Genomic DNA, 16,206 nt, shown 5'->3' with positions numbered 1-16,206 from the left:
TGATCCCCCGCGCGGCGCGTTTTAACACTCTACTTCCTATGCAGCCAGCAGTTGAATTCCGCGCCATCTCCAAGCAGTTTGGCGCCGTGCAGGCGAACGCGGATGTGTCGTTCTCCATCGCCCCCGGGTCCATCCACGGCCTGGTGGGCGAGAACGGCGCCGGCAAATCGACCCTGATGAGCATCCTGTACGGCTACTACCGTGCCGACAGCGGCCAGATCCTGCTCAACGGCCAGGTCCAGGCCATCCGCACCAGCCAGGAGGCGATCCGGCTCGGCATCGGCATGGTGCACCAGCACTTCATGCTGGTCGAGAACATGACCGTGCTCGACAACGTGATGCTGGGCGCCGAGGGCGGCTTCAAGCTGGCCGCCCAGCGCCCCGCCGTGGAAGCGAAGCTGCGCGAGATTTGCGCCCGCTACCGGCTCGACGTCGATCCGCTGGCAACCATCGCCGACCTGTCCGTGGGCGCCCAGCAGCGCGTCGAGATCCTCAAGCAGATCTACCGCAGCGCCAACATCCTGATCCTGGACGAGCCGACGGCCGTGCTCACGGCCCAGGAGACGGCCTCACTGTTCGACATCCTGCGCCTGTTCAAGGAGCAGGGCAAAACCATCATCCTGATCACCCACAAGCTGCAGGAAATCCTCGACATCACCGACACCGTCACCGTCATGCGCGGCGGGCGCGTGATCGGCGCCGTGCCCACGGCCGCCACCACCAAGGAGGAACTGGCCAACATGATGGTGGGCCGGCCGATCGAGAACAACCTGCCGCGCGCGCCGTACAACCCGGGCGCGCCGGTGCTGACGGTGGAGAACCTGCAGTTGCAGGACGCCCAGCACGTCAAGCTGCTGGCCGACATCGGCTTCACGCTGCGGGCCGGCGAGATCGTCGCCATCGCCGGCGTGTCCGGCAACGGCCAGAGCGAATTGATGGAGATCCTGGCCGGCATGCGCCTGCCCACGGCCGGCAAGCTGAGCTACCTGGGCCAGGAACTGCCATACGCCAGGCGCCACGACGCCGACGGCCTGCCGCGCGCGTTCCGCGAACTGGGCATCGCCCACGTGCCCGAGGACAGGCTGCGCGACGGCGTCGTGAAAAGCTTCTCCGTCATGCACAACACCATCCTCGGCTACCAGGACAAGCTGAAGAACCGCTGGGGCCTGTTCGACTTCAAGGCCATCGCGGCCCGCTGCGCCGGCCTGATGAAGACCTTCGACGTGCGCCCGGCCGACGGCGGCCTGCGCATCGGCCTGCTCTCGGGCGGCAACCAGCAAAAGGTGGTGATCGCGCGCGAAGTGCTGGCGCAGCCCAAGCTGATGCTGGTGGGCCAACCCACGCGCGGCGTGGACATCGGCACCATCGAGTCCATCCACAGCCAATTGCTGGCCCTGCGCGACGCCGGCGTGGCCATCCTGCTGGTGTCGGTCGAACTGGAGGAGGTGCGGGCGCTGGCCGACCGCATCCTCGTCATGTGCGGCGGCCGCATCACGGGCGAACTGAAGATAGAAGAATTCGACACCACCCGCATCGGCCTGCTGATGGGGGGCATGCATAAATCATGAACAACCACGACCTGCCACGCTGGGCCACGGCCTTCGTCCTGCCCATCCTGAACCTGCTGTCGGCCATGCTGGTCGCGGCCGGCGTCATCTACCTGCTCGGCGAGAGCCCCACGGAATCGCTGGGCATCCTGCTGCACAGCGCCATCCTCAACCCGGAGGGACTGGGCTACACGCTGTTCTACGCCTCCACCTTCGTCTTTACCGGCCTGTCCGTGTCGATCGCCATGCAGGCCGGCCTGTTCAACATCGGCTCGGAAGGCCAGATGTATTTCGGCGGCCTGGGCCTCACGCTGGCCATGCTGGCCTGCGACAGCACGCTGCCCACCTGGGCCCTGATCCCGGCCGCCATCGTTGGCGCCGCCCTGTTCGGCGCGCTGTGGGCCTTCGTGCCCGGCTACCTGCAAGCGAAACGGGGCAGCCACATCGTCGTCACCACCATCATGTTCAACTTCATCTGCGCCTCGCTGATGAACTTCATCATCGTCAAATACCTGATCCCGGCCGGCGAGCAGAACACGGCCAGCCGTGCGTTTTCCGACGCGGCCGCCATGCCGCTGCTGAACAAGTGGCTGCCCGTGCTGGGCGAGACGCCGCTCAACATCAGCTTCCTGATCGCGCTGGTGGCGCTGGCCATCTACGGCCTCGTCGTCAGCCGTTCGGCCTGGGGCTTCAAGCTGCGCACCGTGGGCCAGAACCCGCACGCGGCCCACTACGCCGGCATCGGCCTGTCGAAGATGATCATCACCGTGATGCTGATCTCGGGCGCGCTGGCCGGCCTCGGCTCGGTCAACTCCATCCTCGGCTCGACCCACTACCTGAGCCTGAACTTCGTCGGCGGCGCCGGCTTCATCGGCATCGCCATCGCGCTGATGGGGCGCCAGCACCCGGTCGGCATCCTGCTGTCGGCCGTGCTGTTCGGCGCCCTGATCCAGGGCGGCTTCGACCTGTCGCTGGAAAAGCCGAACATCCCCACCGAGACCTTCATCTTCATCCAGGGCTTGATCATCCTGTTCTGCGGCGCGATGGAATACTTCTACGCGCCGGCCATCATCGCCCTGCTCAAGCGCACGAAAGGCTGACCATGACATTCGCAGACCTGCACCTCGACAGCGTCCTCGTCTCCACCGTGCGCAACGCGCCGGTGCTCATCTTCGCCGCCTTGGCCGGCCTGTTCGCGGAACGCTCGGGCGTGATCGACATCGGCCTGGAGGGCAAGATCCTGGCCTCGGCCTTCGTCTCGGCCGCCGTCGCCTTCGCCACCCAGAACCCGTGGTATGGCGTCGCGGCCGGCATGGCCATCTCGGTCGCGCTGGCCATGCTGCAAGCGTACGTGGCCATCACCCAGAAGGGCAACCAGCTGGTGGGCGGGATCGCCATCAACATCGCCATGAGCGGCCTGACCTTCGTGCTGGCCCAGTTCTTCTTCCAGCAGGGCGGCCGCACGCCGGACCTGGGCCAGGCCCGCTTGTTCGACGTGGTGCTGCCCGGGTCAAGCGCCGTCGAGAACATCCCGTTCATCGGCTGGCTATACGCACACCTGATCGGCGGCCACTCGGTGCTGGTCTACCTGGCCTTCGCGCTGGTGCCGCTGGTGCACTGGGTGATCTACCACAGCCGCTTCGGCCTGCGCCTGCGCGCCTGCGGCGAGAACCCGCACGCTGCCGACGCGGCCGGCGTGAACGTGGAACGCCAGCGCTACCTGGCCATGCTGGTGGCCGGCGTGCTGTGCTCGTTCTCGGGCGCCTACCTGGCCATCGTGCAAAGCGGCTTCTTCCTGCGCGACATGTCGGCCGGCGCCGGCTACCTGGCCCTGACGGCCATGGTGTTCGGCAACTGGCGTCCTGTGTACACCTTCCTCGGCTGCCTGATGTTCGGCTTCTTCGGCGCCGTGCAGATCCAGATCGAAGGGGTGGAGCTGCCCGTGGTGGGCCGTATCCCGGGCTCGCTGATCCAGATGGTGCCCTACGTGGTCACCGTGGTGGTGCTGGCCGGCCTGATGGCCAAGTCGGTGGCGCCCAAGGCGCTGGGCACGCCGTTCGTCAAGTCGCGCTGAGTCGCACTGAGCCGCATTTCCGCCGGGCATGTCCGGCGTGGTTCCGCTTGATTTGACGCGCGGTACGGGGGCCGATGGCGGGCGTATGATGGACTTCCGCGATGCCGGTTCCGGCCATCGCCCCGTCCACCGCACAGGAGGTCATCATGTCCAAGTCCAGCCAAGGCCACCCGCCCCGCCCCATGCACGCGCCGCCCTCGAAAGTCGACGCCGTCAGCCAGCAGAAACAACGCGCCGAACAGGCCGAAGTGGCGGGCCGCCACAAGAACGCGGGCCGCAACGACAACATCGGCCACAAGACCTCGCGCTGAGGGCCGCGCGCTGCGGCACCGCGGTGACGCGGACGCTGGGCGCAGCACGACGCCAGCCAACTAGCGCTGCGTGCGCAAATAGGCCAGCAGGTCGGCGATCTGCTGCGCGTCGCTGATGCCCCAGAAGCGCATGCGCGTGCCCGGCACCACGTCGCCGGGGCCGCGCAGGAACGCGCCCAAGGTCTGCTCGTTCCACACGATGCCGGACCGGCGCATCGCGTCCGAATACGTGTAATCCGTGGTCGAGGCGGCGCGCCGGCCGATCACCGCATTCAGTTGCGGGCCGAAGCCACCGCGCGCGGACGGCCCCACTTGGTGGCAGGATGCACATTTCCTGAACGCGGCCTTGCCCGCCGCCACGTCGCCGCCCGCGCGCGCAGGGGCCAGCGCGCATAACGCGGCGGCGGCCAGCGCGCAACGCACGGAGTGACTTGCTGATCTCGACATGCAAGCTCCAAATCCGCGCAGTCTACCACCAACAGGGCGCCGGCTTGACGGAGATCGCTTGCACGACAATAGGACGGCATGCCACACTGTTGCCGAAGATCACCGCACCCACGACGCAGTTCCATGAGACAAGACGACAATTGGCGCCTCCAGTGCTGCCGGCTGGCCCTGCTGGCGATGCTGTGCCTGCAGGGCGCCTGGGCCCAGGCCTACGACCGGCTGGTCTACCCGCTGTCGGTGGGCGTGGACAGCCGCTACGAGTACGACTGGGCCGTGCTGCGCATGGCGCTCGACAAGAGCCGTCCCCAGTTCGGCCCCTACGCGCTGCACCAGGCCACCACCTCCATGTCGCCGGCCCGCATCACACAGGAATTGCTGATGCCGACCGGCCACATCAACGTGCTGGTGCGGGCCACGGCGCCCGAGCTGGAGCGGCAGTTCCTGCCGGTGCGCATCCCCGTCGACCGTGGCCTGCTGGGCTACCGCGTGTTCCTGGTGCGCCGCGACGACCTGCCCCGCTTCGCCGCCGTGCATACGCTGGACGACTTGCGCAAGCTGCGCGCCGGCCTGGGCAAGGACTGGATCGACGTGCCCGTGCTGCGCGCGGCCGGCCTGCCGACCGAAGAAGGCTCGGCCTACGAGGGCTTGTTCTCGATGCTGGAAGCGGGCCGCTTCGATTATTTCTCGCGCGGCACCGACGAAGCGCTGCGCGAATACGACGAGCGCCGCGCCAGCCATCCGAAGCTGGCCATCGAACCGACCCTGCTGCTGCACTACCCGCTGCCGCGCTACTTCTTCCTGCGCCGCGACGCGGAAGGCAAGCGGCTGGCCGCCCGCATCGAGGCCGGCCTGGAGAGCATGGTGCGCGACGGCTCGCTCAACACCCTGTTCCAGCGCTACAAGGGCGCCACCATCGCCGCCGCCAACCTCAAACAGCGGCGCGTGCTCACCATCCCCAACCCCACGCTGTCGCCACACACCCCGCTGGCGCGCAGCGAACTGTGGTTCGACCCGTTCAACGGCAAGTGAAGGTAGCCACCGCTTGCGGTCGCGCAAACCGGGCATAGAGGAAATGTTGCATTTTACTTATAATTGCCCATTTCGCCCGCCTGCACCGCACGCGTCCTTTCACCCCACGCCAACGAGGATCAACGCCATGACAGCCACACAATCACCGCTTCGGCATACGGTCGCAGTGCTATTGGCCAGCGCCTTGAGCGCCACCTTGAGCGCATGCGGCGGTGGCGGCGCATCGGCCCCGGCCGCGGCCGTCGTCACGCCGGTCACGCCCACCACCCCCACCTACCAGCTGGCGGCCACCAGCACGCTGTTGACGGCAGGTGTGACGGTCGGCACGCCGAACTGGCCGGACGGTTCCACCGCCAGCGGCGGCAACGGCGCGCCCGTGGCCGGCATCAACTGCCTGGTCACGGAGGATTACCACATCCACGCCCACCTGACGATTCTGCGCGATGGCAACGCGCTGGCCATCCCAGCCCACATCGGCCTGCAAGGCTGCGCCTACGAATTGCACACCCACGACCAGTCGGGCGTGATCCACATCGAAACGTCGAGTGCCCGCCAGTTCACGCTGGGCCAGTTGTTCGCCGTCTGGGGCCAGCCGCTCAGCCGCAGCAACGTGGCCGGCATCACCGGCTTGCCTGTCACGGTGCTGTACAACGATAGCGATACGGTGCTGGAATGGACCGGCGACATCGGCGCGCTCGAATTGACCAGCCACCGTTCCATCACCATCGAACTGGGCGCACCCCAGTACACCGTGCCCGCCTACCGCTGGGACGCCGGCCTGTAAGCGGCCGCCATCACCCAGCATTACATGACGAAGCGCCTCATTGCGGCGTGCCCTTGGCCGGCTTGGCGTAAGCCTTGTTGATGTCGAGCGGCTGGGCATACGACGAACTCCACGTCTGCTCATGCAGCGCGGCCAGCCGCCGCGCCATCGCGTCATTGCGCATCACCACCTCCAGGTTGCGCGACAAATCCATGTAACCGCCGGCCCAGTTGCTGGTGCCGACCCAGGCCAGCTGGTCGTCGATCACCATGATCTTGCTGTGGATGACGCGCGCGAACGGAATGAAGCCGGTCGAAGCCACCGGCAGCGTCACCACCCGCACCTCCACGTTGGGCAGCACGGCCAGGCTTTTCAGGTAGGGCTGCTCGGCTTCCTCCAGGTTCCAGTTCGACACCAGCAGCTTGACCTTGACGCCGCGGTTGGCGGCGCTGCGCACGGCGTTGTCGATCACGGCGTAATACGGGCGCGTGCCCTTGGGGCCGTAGCTGAGCGGCGCGTAGTCGAGCAGCTGGATGCGCACCTCGCGCCGGGCCGAGGCCAGCAAGGCCGGCAAGCCCGTCTCCGAGTCGCCCACGCCGGCCGGGTTGTAGCGGTTGGGGCTGGCCAGCAGGAAGGACTCCTGGTTCAGGTCGGCCGCCACCGTGTGCGCGTTCAGCACCGGCGCCTGCAGGCCCTGGGCCGCCAGCACCTGCGCGCGCCAGTCCTGGTCGAACACGGCCTGCACCTGGGCCACGATGCGCGGCTCGGTGATGCGCAAGCCCGTCTCGTGGATATGCTCGAACGAGCGCCAGTCGAAGTTCTGGCTGCCCACGTAGGCCGTGGCGCGGTCCACCACCAGGTACTTGGCGTGCAGGATGCCGTTGCCGGTCAACTGGTTGAAATCGATGATGTGCAGTTCCAGGTTGGGGATCGCCTTCAGCCGTTCGATGGTGGCCGCGTCGGACAGCCGCACGCCCTTCTGGTCCAGCAGGAAGCGGATATGCACGCCGCGCCGGCCAGCCGCCTCCAGCCGCGTGAGCACGCGCTCGAACGCGCTGCCGGCCTGGCCGACGACGTAGAACTGGCCCAGCACGATCTCCTTGCGGGCCTGGTCGAACAGCTCGCACCAGACGGTGGCCGGGTCGCGCAGGTCGGCGTTGACCAGCGTGGTTTCGCGCGGCGCCGTCTGCACCAGTTCGAAGCCGGGAATGGTGAACGCGGCGTGGGCCAGCGAGGCCGTGCCCAGCAGCGCGGACAATAACAGGGAAGAATACAAGGAAGAAGACAGACGGCGCATCATGGTCCTTATGGTTGCGGGGCGCGCTGGATGCGGCCCTGGGATTGCTTGCTGCCGGCCGGCTTGTTGAGCTGGTCGCGGTGGGTCAGGTAGGCGGCCACGGCGTCGCTCAGGTAGATGCCGGTATCGGCGCGGCTACGGCCGCTGGTGAAGACGGGGAAGGCATCGCCGCCTTCGGCCAGGAAGTTGTTGGTGGCCACGCGGTACGGGCTGTCCGGCTCCAGCGGCACGCCATGCAGGGTCACGCTGCCCGGCACCACGCGGCTGCCCGCCGGCAGGTTGGGATTCCACTGGTAGCTGAAGCCATCGGACACTTGCAGCAGCATGTGCTTGTCGCCATCGCCGCCCTGCCATTGCTGCTCCAGCAGCGTGGCGATCTGGGCGCCCGTCAGGTTCATCACCACCACCGTGTTCACGAACGGCAGCACGGTCTGCACCTGGCCCAGGGTGACGCGGCCATCGTGGCCCGCCTCCAGGTCCTGGCGCATGCCGCCCAGGTTCATGAACGCCAACTGGGCCCCGAACGGCGTGCCGGCCTGCAGCATGGCGTCGGCCACCAGGTCGCCCAGCGGCGACTCGTCCACGTCATCCTTGCCCAGCGGGACGGCGGGCACGGCCAGCCGCCCCACGGGACGCGCCAGCGCCGCCGTGCTGCGCGCGCGGGCGCGGGCGAGGTAGGCGTCGAGCGCCGGATCGGCCGGATAGCGGCCGGCCAGCATCACCTCGTTGCTGGCGCTGATGGCGCGCACGCGGTTGTCGGCCGTGTCCACCGTGAGCCGGATGCGCGACAGCACGTGGCCGGCCGTCTCGGCCTGGGTCACCACGCGGCCGTCCACCTGGCACAGATAGCCCTTGTGCGAATGGCCGCTGACGACCAGGCGGATGGCCGGATCGAGGCGCTTGACGACATCGACGATGGGCCCCGTCAAATGGTCGCAGCCCGGTTGGTCGAAATAATCGGTGGTGCGACCGCCCTGGTGGATCAGCACCACGAACACGCCCACGCCCTGCTTGCGCAAGTCCGGCAGCAAGGCGTTGATGGCGTTGGCCTCGTCGGTGAATTCCAGCCCGCTCACGCTGGACGGCAGGGACAGCGCCGCCGTGTCCTTGAGCACGGCGCCGATGAAGGCCACGCGCACGCCATGCGCCGTCTCGATCTGGTAGGCCGGAACGATGGGCTTGCGGGTCACCATGTCGATCACGTTGGCGGCCAGGTAGTGGAACCGGGCGCCGCCGTAATTGGGCGCGAACTGGCACGCCTTGTCGGCGCGCGGCGAGACGCAGCCGCCCTTCTGCTGGCGCAGCAGTTCGGCGCGGCCCAGGTCGAATTCGTGGTTGCCGAGCGCGCTGACGCGCAAGCCCAGCAGGTCAAGCGCGCCGATTGCCGGTTCATCGGCCCACATGGCCGAGATGGACGGGCTGGCGCCCACCAGGTCGCCCGCGCCCACCAGCAGCAATTCGCTGTCGTCCTTGCGCCAGGCCTGCAAGGCCGCGCCCAGCGTGGCGATGCCGCCGGCCTGCGCCGTCGTCTCGCGCCGCGCGCGGGCGCTGGTGTAGGTGAAGGTGCTCGGCTCCAGGTTGCCATGGAAGTCGTTGAGCGCCACCAGGTTGATGACGGCCGTGTGCGGCGGTGCTTGGGGCGCGCTGGCGCAAGCGACCAGCAGGGCCGCCAGCGCGGCGGCGGCCAGGGGGCGGAGGAAAGTAGTCATCGCGATATTATATGGAACAAAAAACGGCTGATGTCGCCATCAGCCGTCCGGTCTTGCTCAGCTACGCATCGGTACGCTTAGAACTCGTACTTGACGGTGGCCTGGATCGCCCACTGCGACTCGCCCTTGACCTGGCGGGTGTCCAGCGTTTCCACGTCGCGCACCTTGTAGATGTAGCGGCCTTGCGCATCGAGGCCGACGTAGTCGACGAAGCTGCGGGCCTGGCCGCCGGCAGGCTGGAAGCCCACTTCGTTGATGCGGCCCCACTTCTTGTTCAGCAGGTTGCCGACGTTGAAGATGTCGAACGTGAACGAGCCCTTGTGGTCCTTGAAGAAGCCCGGGATCTCCTGCTTGATGCGCAGGTCGACCGAGTTGGTCCAAGGCGAGAAGTCCGAGTTGCGGCTGACGATGCCGCCGGCAGCCTTCTTCAGCACCGGGTTGGCGTTGACGATGGACCAGAACTTGTCCTCGTTGGCGTGGCTGGTGGCCGTGTCGCCAGCGAACACCACCTGGCCCGAACCGGGCGCGGACGGGATGTACATCAGGTCGTTGCCGCCCTGGCTGTCGCCGTTCAGGTCGTTGTTGAAGGTCCAGCTGTACGGCTTGCCGCTGCGGCCTTCATAGAACATGCCGAAGGTGGTCTTGTAGGAACCGAAGAAGCGCTTCTGGAAGTTGACCAGGGCGTTGATGCGGTTCTTGACCAGGTAGGCCGAGTTGGCGGCCACTTCCTCGTTCGGGTTGAAGATGGAACGGCCGTTGAAGGTCGAACCGGAGGTCGACGAGGTCAGCGGCGACACTTCCGTCGCGTCCGAGTAGGTGTACGACACCGACCAGTTCAGGCCGTTCGTCATCGGACGGCTCAGCGACAGCGTGGCCAGGTTGCTGCGGCCCTTGTCGGTGCCCGTGGCCACCAGCACGTTGCCGAAGGCGGTGTTGCTGAGCGCCTTGTTGCGGGCGCCGGTGCAGGTGGCGCCGTTGCTGACCATCACGCCGGCAGCCGTCCAGCAAGCCGGGTTGTAGGCTTGCGCCGAGTAGTACAGCGCGCGGCCGTCGGTGCCGGTCTTGGTCGGCGTGCCCAGGTTCAGGCTCTGGTAGTAGATGCCGTCACGCACCTTGGTGTTCAAGTACTCGGCGCCGAACACCAGGCCGAACCATGGCAGTTCCGCGTCCAGCGCGATGTTGGACTTCCACACGGAAGGCTGCTTCAGGCCGGGCGCCAGCGCATCCACGTTGGCCTGGGCGCTCACGCCGGGCAGGCTGGTGAGCTGCTTGTTGATGTCGGGGCTGAAGTTGCCGTCCGTCGTGGGGCAGGCGCCCGAGCCGCCGCATACCACGTTGTGGGTGGCCACGCCGGGGTTGGAGAACGGGTTGGACAGCCAGACGGTGGCCGCCGCGCCCTGGAACAGGCCGGTGCCGCCGCGCACCTGCATCGGACGCGCGCTGTCGAAGGTGTAGTTGAAGCCGGCGCGCGGCTGCCACAGTTGCTGGCCGTCGAAGGTGACGGTGTTGTCCAGGCCAAAGCCGCCGGTCTGGCGCGTGCCCGTCGCCGGGTTGCCAGGCACCATGGGCGCGGCCGCGGCGGCGTTGCGCAGCGGACGGCCGTCGACGTGGGCCGTGTCGAGGCGCACGCCGTAGCTCAGCGTCAGGTTCTTGGTGGCGCTCCACGTATCCTGGGCGAACAGGCCGTAGTTCTTCATGGTGAAGCGGGCCACGGCGTCGTCCATCGTCAGGCCCGTGTTGGGCACCTGCAGCGTGTACGACGAGGGGCGGCCACGGCTGAAGTTCTCCAGCACCGCCTGTTCGATCTGGCCGTTGGTGGCCTTGCCGCAGTCGAGCGTGCCGGCGGCCGCGAACGCGTAGTCGAGCTTGTTGATGCACGAGAAGGTGTAGTTGCCCCAGACGTTTTGCAGGAAGGCGTTGTACACCTCGTTCTTCTGGTAGTCGCCGCCGAACTTGACTTCATGGTCGCCCAGGGTCCAGTTGGCGCCCAGGTAGCCATCCATGGTCTTGGTGTTCAGGATGTTGCGCTGGTAGCTGTTGTCGGTGCCGAAGGACAGCGTGCGGCTGGCCGTGGAGACACCGGCCGGGGTGCCGTCCGGCGTAGGGCCGGTGAACGACAGGTTGACCAGCGGCAGTTGCGAATTCAGGCTGGGCAGCCGGTCGTAATCGCGCTGCGACAGCTTGACCTCGGTCGAGAAGGTCGGGGTCCAGTCGGCGGTCCACTGGGCCACCTTGGTCTCGATGGTCTTGCCCTGGTTGAACCAGCGCGAGTTGAGCGAGATGCTGGACGCGTCCAGGCCGGGGAACTGCGGCTCCTGTTGCTTGGTCTTGGCCCAGCGGAACATGGCGCGATGGTTATCGTTGATGTTCCAGTCCAGCTTGACCATGCTGTCGTCCACGTTCAGGGCCGAGTTGGCTGGCTGGGCCGAGGTGCCCACGTCGAAGCCGTACTGGTTCTTGGCGATGGCAGTGGCGCCGGCAATGGCCGAGTTGGTGATACCGACGTTGGTCATCGGGCTGCCGATGGGGCCGAACGCCGGCGCGGCGCGCGTCGATTCCAGCTTCTCGTAGGCGGCGAAGATGAACAGCTTGTCCTTGATCAGCGGGCCACCCACGGTGGCGCCCTTGGTGGTTTCCTTGAACGGGGCCGGATCGTAGTAGGTGTCGGTGCTGGCGTTGTAGCGTTTGCCGGCCAGCGAGTCATTGCGGAACACGTAGTACACGCTGCCGTGCACCTTGTTGGTGCCGGACTTGGTGACGGCGTTGATGTTGCCGCCCGTGTAGCCCTTCTGGGTCACGTCGTAGTTGGCCACGTTGACCTGCACCGACTGGATCGCCTCGATCGAGATCGGCTGCTTGGCCGTCGGGCTGCCGTTCGACTCCAGGCCGAAGGTGTCGTTGACGGCCACGCCGTCAATGGTCAGCGAGTTGTAGCGCGAGTTCTGGCCGGCCACGGACATTTCGCCGCGTTCCTTGTCGGTCTGCGACACGCGGGGGTCGGCGCGCGCATAGTCCTGCAGGTTGCGGTTGATGGAACCCTGGATGTCGAGTTCGGTGCGGCCGATGCTGGTGCCCGTGCCCATGGTGGTTTTGGAGAACTTCTCGGAACGGCCGCCGGCCACGCCGGCGATGGTCACGGTCTGCATGGCCGGCGCGCCCAGCGTGGCGTCCACGTTGGCCGTCTCGGCCAACTGGATGTACACGTTCTCGCGCTTTTCCGTCACGCCGTCCTTGGTGATGGTGATCGTGTACGGACCGCCGGTGCGCAGGCCACGCGCCACGTAGCGGCCTTCCGCGTCCGTTACCACATTGTTGACCGTACCGGATTCGGTATGGACGATGGTGACGACGGCACCACTGGCCGGCTTGCCGTCGGCAGCCGAGATCCGGCCACCGATGGCCGAGGTGGTGTTTTGCGAGAAGGCGGGCGCTGCCGCGAGGGCGATGGACAGGCTGAGCGCGATCTGCGTCAGCCGGAGCCGTTTGTGATCAATCATGGTGGTACCCCAAAATAGACGAATAGTTATATGGAAATCCGCGCGGATAGCGGGAGCTCCTCTTTACTGTGTTGCAACTGGTAAGCCGCGTGGCCGCGTGGCCGGACATCTGCCGCTGCGCGCCATGCCTGGCGCTGCCCCTGCGGGCGCAGCGCACAAGTGTAACGGTTCAATATTTCACGGTAATGACAGCTTTATGGCAACATTGCTCATAAAGAAAATGGCGCCGATAAGCGCCGCCGTACTACGTCAACTTCCTGCGTAAGCCCGTTCCTAAGCTGTTGTAGAAGCAAAAATATTGCATTTTTTGGATCATCGTCCCACTATGCATGAGGCCAAAATCGTTGACAAATACGATTTAACTTAGGGATTAAGACGAGGAGCGAATAAATGAAACCGGAAACGGCATGACAGGCTGGAAGCAAAGGCCAGGCCGGGGCTGCCGGGCCGGATTATAGTTCAGGCCATCATGGCATGAAAATAATTCATCTTTGAAATGCGGGGAAACTAGAGTAAGTCCACCAATTTGTGTCGCGACAGGGCAACGACGCGCCGCCCGGCTGCGCGCAGCGGCGCAGCGGGTGGGCAACTGCCTGGCAACAGCTTATTTGCGCTTCGGTTCGGCGGCAGCGATGGCCGCTTCGAAACGGGCGAATTTGCCGTCCAGCGCCTTGAGCAGGCGCTGCTTGTCGGCCGGCGCCAGGAAGGCATAGCGCAGGCTGTCGTAGGACAATTTTTTCACTTCGGCGTAGTCGGGCCGGTAGCGGGCCGCGTACAGCACGTACTCGCCCGACAGGTTGTTGCGCGACACGCCCGCATCATCGGTGGCCAGCACGAACGGCACACCATACTTGCGGTACAACGTCACCGGGTGCGCCGCACCCTTGATGCCGAGGATGAAGTCGTTGCTGCTCAAATTGACTTCGACGGCGATGCCCTTGTCATGCATGGTTTTCATGATGGCGAGCGGATTGGTCTCATGCGCGATATCCATGCCGTGGCCGATACGGCTGGCGCCGGCCACCTCCACCGCCTCTTTGATGTGGAAGGTCAATCCTTCCGGCGGCACCATGCCCAGCGCCAGCTCGCCCGCGTGCAGCGCCAGCTTGACGTTCGGGTACTTCGCTTTCAGGAACTTGAACATCTGCATGTGCATCGCATAGTCGCGCATCGAGACATTCACGCTCTCCTGCCCCACGATGTTGACGCCCACCACCTGCGGGCTCATGGCCGCCAGCTTGAAGCTCGATACCATGGACGCGAACACCTGCGACGGCGACAGGAAACGCAGCACGAATGGCTGGTAGCGCATGGTGAATTGCGCATCATCGATACCGGCGCTGCCCGTCTTCAGGTTGTCCAGGTAGGACGCGATCCACTGCTGGTAGCCCTGCTCGTGCTCCAGTTGCGCGCTGTAGGCTTCCAGCGCCGCATCCGTCACGCCGTGGGCCAGCGCTTCGCGGTCGAAATCGTCGTTATGGGTGAACGGCGCCAGCTCGAAGATGGTTTCGATGTAGCTCAGGTTTTCCTGGATGGCGCGTTGCTTGAGGCGCAGCAGGCCGTCATGCGCGTTGCTCGACGCCACCGGACCGAAATAGCCAAAGGTGTCGAAGAACTGCCGGTCCGGCGGCGACTGGTTGCCGCTGTGGTTGTAAAAGTCCTTGTCCGACCAGTGCTGCAGCACTTGCGCCAGCAGCGTGTTATCGCCCATCACCTGCTGACCCGTCACGCACGCGCGCTCGGCGGCCGGTTTGGCCTGCTCGGCGGCGATGGTGGCCTTGTCCGTCTCGATCCGGTAGCTGCTGCGGTTGACGCAGTAGTGCTGCTGGTCCACCCACTCCAGGTACTGCTCGGCGTACAGCGCGCCCGAATAGTGGTGGTGCAGGTCGCCGCCCTTGGGCATCATGGTGAAGAACATGGTCAGCTCGGCCAACTTGGGCTCGCTGCCGGCCAGCAGCGCGGCGAAATGGCGCTGGGTGATCGCTTCGTTGCGAGCGGCCACCTTGGCAGCGCTGGTTGCGTTGACTGCGCTGGTTGCGTTGACTGCGCTGGTCGCATTGGCAGCATTGGTCGCTTCGGCAGCATTGGCCGCCTTGGCGCCAGCGGCGGCGTGCGCCGCGTGCGCCGCGTGGGGTAAAGCGCTGGCAGCGAGGACGGCGGCAGCGGTGGCGGGCAGCATCAGGCTGGCGATTTTTCTTGGCATGCGGTGGTCTCGCTAAGGTTGGACGTCAAACATCAGGCAGCGTCGCGCACGTGGACCCGGTTGCCGGCCGCGTAGGTGGCGGCCACGGCGCGGTCGTCGCCCAGCAGCGCCAGCGCGAACAGCAATTCTTCCAGGCTGGCGCAGTGGCTGGTACGGCGCTGCAACAGCGGCGTTGCTTGCGGGTCGAGCACGATGAAATCCGCTTCCGTCCCCGGCGCGAAACCGCCTATCGTGCCCTCCAGTCCCATGGCGCGGGCCGCGCCCAGCGTGGCCAGGTAGAACATGCGCAGGGCCGGCAGATAGCTGCCCGTCAAGCGCGCTACTTTATAGGCTTCATTCATTGTTTGCAACATGGAGAACGACGTGCCGCCGCCCACGTCCGTGGCCAGCGCCACCCGCATGCCGGCGCGGTCGGCCTGGGCAAAGTCGAACAGGCCGCTGCCCAGGAACAGGTTGGAGGTGGGGCAGACGGCCGCCGCCGCGCCGGTGGCGGCCATGCGGGCGCGGTCGGCGTCGTCGAGCCAGATGCAGTGGCCGTACACGGCGCGCGGTCGCAGCAGGCCGCAGCGCTCGTACACGTCCAGGTAGCTGCGCGCCTGCGGGAACAGTTCGCGCACCCAGCGGCATTCGTCGGCGTTTTCCGACACGTGGCTTTGCACGAAGGTGTCCGGCCAGGCTGTGGCCAGTTCGCCGGCCAGCCGCAATTGGGCCTCGCTGGAGGTGGGCGCGAAACGGGGCGTGATGGCGTACAGCGCGCGGCCCTTGTTGTGCCAGCGCCGGATCAGCGCCTCGCTGTCGCGCGCGCCCGTTTCGGCCGTGTCGCGCAGCCATTCGGGGCAATGGCGGTCCATCAGCACCTTGCCCGCCACCATGCGCAACTGGCGCTGGCCGGCGGCCGCGAACAGGGCGTCCACCGAGGCCGCGTGCACGGTGCAGTACACCATGGCCGTGGTGGTGCCGCAGCGCAGCAGCTCATCGAGGAAGAATTCGGCCGTGCGGGCCGCGTGGGCCGGATCGGCGAACTGGCGCTCGGTGGGGAAGGTGTAGGTGTCCAGCCACGGCAGCAGGCCAGGCGCCGGCGAGGCGATCATGTCCGTCTGCGGATAGTGGACGTGGGTGTCGATGAAGCCGGGCGTGATCAGTTTCCCGCTGTAGTCGTGCAGCGGGGTGCCCTGCGGCAGCGTGGCATGCAGCGCGTCGTAATCGCCGGCCGCCACCACGCGGCCCTCGTCGACCAGCAGCAGGCCATCCTCGTGCCAATGATGGGCGTCGTCGCGGAAGGCCGGATCGGCGTGGAAGTGGAGCAGGCTGGCGCGGTAGGCTTGCATC

Annotated in this window: 12 protein-coding genes; 6 read left to right on the top strand and 6 right to left on the bottom strand. The window is 66.4% G+C overall.

Annotated elements, in window-relative coordinates:
* Window positions 1-38: 38 nt before the first annotated feature.
* The 4 genes from H3H37_RS05090 (at window position 39) to H3H37_RS05075 (ending at window position 3,932) form a co-directional block, all read left to right on the top strand.
* The gene (locus tag H3H37_RS05090) at window positions 39-1,568 is read left to right on the top strand and encodes an ABC transporter ATP-binding protein (protein ID WP_182160554.1); all 1,530 of its coding nucleotides are present in this window, start codon (window positions 39-41) and stop codon (window positions 1,566-1,568) included.
* Window positions 1,565-2,647 (top strand): ABC transporter permease, encoded by a 1,083-nt coding sequence (locus tag H3H37_RS05085; RefSeq protein ID WP_182160553.1) that lies wholly within the window; start codon window positions 1,565-1,567, stop codon window positions 2,645-2,647. Before H3H37_RS05090 ends, H3H37_RS05085 begins: the two co-directional genes overlap by 4 nt.
* 2 nt (window positions 2,648-2,649) lie before the next feature.
* Window positions 2,650-3,621, top strand: a complete 972-nt coding sequence (locus tag H3H37_RS05080; protein WP_182160552.1) for an ABC transporter permease — start codon at window positions 2,650-2,652, stop codon at window positions 3,619-3,621.
* Between the two features lie 146 nt (window positions 3,622-3,767).
* Complete coding sequence (locus H3H37_RS05075; protein WP_182160551.1) at window positions 3,768-3,932, top strand: hypothetical protein; 165 nt, start codon at window positions 3,768-3,770, stop codon at window positions 3,930-3,932.
* 60 nt (window positions 3,933-3,992) lie between these two features.
* Here H3H37_RS05075 and H3H37_RS05070 read toward each other — a convergent pair whose 3' ends face one another.
* Entirely contained in the window at window positions 3,993-4,379 is a 387-nt protein-coding gene (locus H3H37_RS05070) for a c-type cytochrome (RefSeq protein ID WP_182160550.1), read from the bottom strand.
* Window positions 4,380-4,502: 123 nt separating this feature from the next.
* On the opposite strand from H3H37_RS05070, the gene H3H37_RS05065 reads away from it, so the two are divergent.
* Window positions 4,503-5,408, top strand: a complete 906-nt coding sequence (locus tag H3H37_RS05065) for a substrate-binding periplasmic protein (RefSeq protein ID WP_229218664.1) — start codon at window positions 4,503-4,505, stop codon at window positions 5,406-5,408.
* 184 nt (window positions 5,409-5,592) lie between these two features.
* On the top strand, window positions 5,593-6,192 hold the full coding sequence (locus H3H37_RS05060; protein WP_182160549.1) for a hypothetical protein: 600 nt from the start codon (window positions 5,593-5,595) through the stop codon (window positions 6,190-6,192).
* Between the two features lie 37 nt (window positions 6,193-6,229).
* Here the strand turns inward: H3H37_RS05060 and H3H37_RS05055 are convergent, their stop codons facing one another.
* The 5 genes from H3H37_RS05055 to guaD all read right to left on the bottom strand — a co-directional run bounded on the left by H3H37_RS05055 (window position 6,230) and on the right by guaD (window position 16,205).
* Window positions 6,230-7,471, bottom strand: coding sequence for a phospholipase D-like domain-containing protein (locus tag H3H37_RS05055; protein ID WP_375539981.1), 1,242 nt, complete (start codon window positions 7,469-7,471; stop codon window positions 6,230-6,232).
* A 5-nt stretch (window positions 7,472-7,476) separates the two neighbouring features.
* On the bottom strand, window positions 7,477-9,177 hold the full coding sequence (locus tag H3H37_RS05050; RefSeq protein ID WP_182160548.1) for a bifunctional metallophosphatase/5'-nucleotidase: 1,701 nt from the start codon (window positions 9,175-9,177) through the stop codon (window positions 7,477-7,479).
* Between the two features lie 77 nt (window positions 9,178-9,254).
* Entirely contained in the window at window positions 9,255-12,674 is a 3,420-nt protein-coding gene (locus H3H37_RS05045; protein WP_182160547.1) for a TonB-dependent receptor, read from the bottom strand.
* Between the two features lie 604 nt (window positions 12,675-13,278).
* Complete coding sequence (locus tag H3H37_RS05040) at window positions 13,279-14,877, bottom strand: amidohydrolase family protein (protein WP_229218663.1); 1,599 nt, start codon at window positions 14,875-14,877, stop codon at window positions 13,279-13,281.
* Between the two features lie 32 nt (window positions 14,878-14,909).
* The gene (guaD, locus tag H3H37_RS05035; RefSeq protein WP_182160546.1) at window positions 14,910-16,205 is read right to left on the bottom strand and encodes a guanine deaminase; all 1,296 of its coding nucleotides are present in this window, start codon (window positions 16,203-16,205) and stop codon (window positions 14,910-14,912) included.
* Window position 16,206 lies beyond the last annotated feature (1 nt).

It is taken from the genome of Rugamonas brunnea (genome assembly GCF_014042345.1).
In the GTDB taxonomy this organism is placed as follows: Bacteria; Pseudomonadota; Gammaproteobacteria; order Burkholderiales; family Burkholderiaceae_D; genus Rugamonas; species Rugamonas brunnea.
The sequence above is the reverse complement of the archived record's forward strand: the minus strand, read 5'-3'. Positions and strand labels throughout refer to the sequence as shown.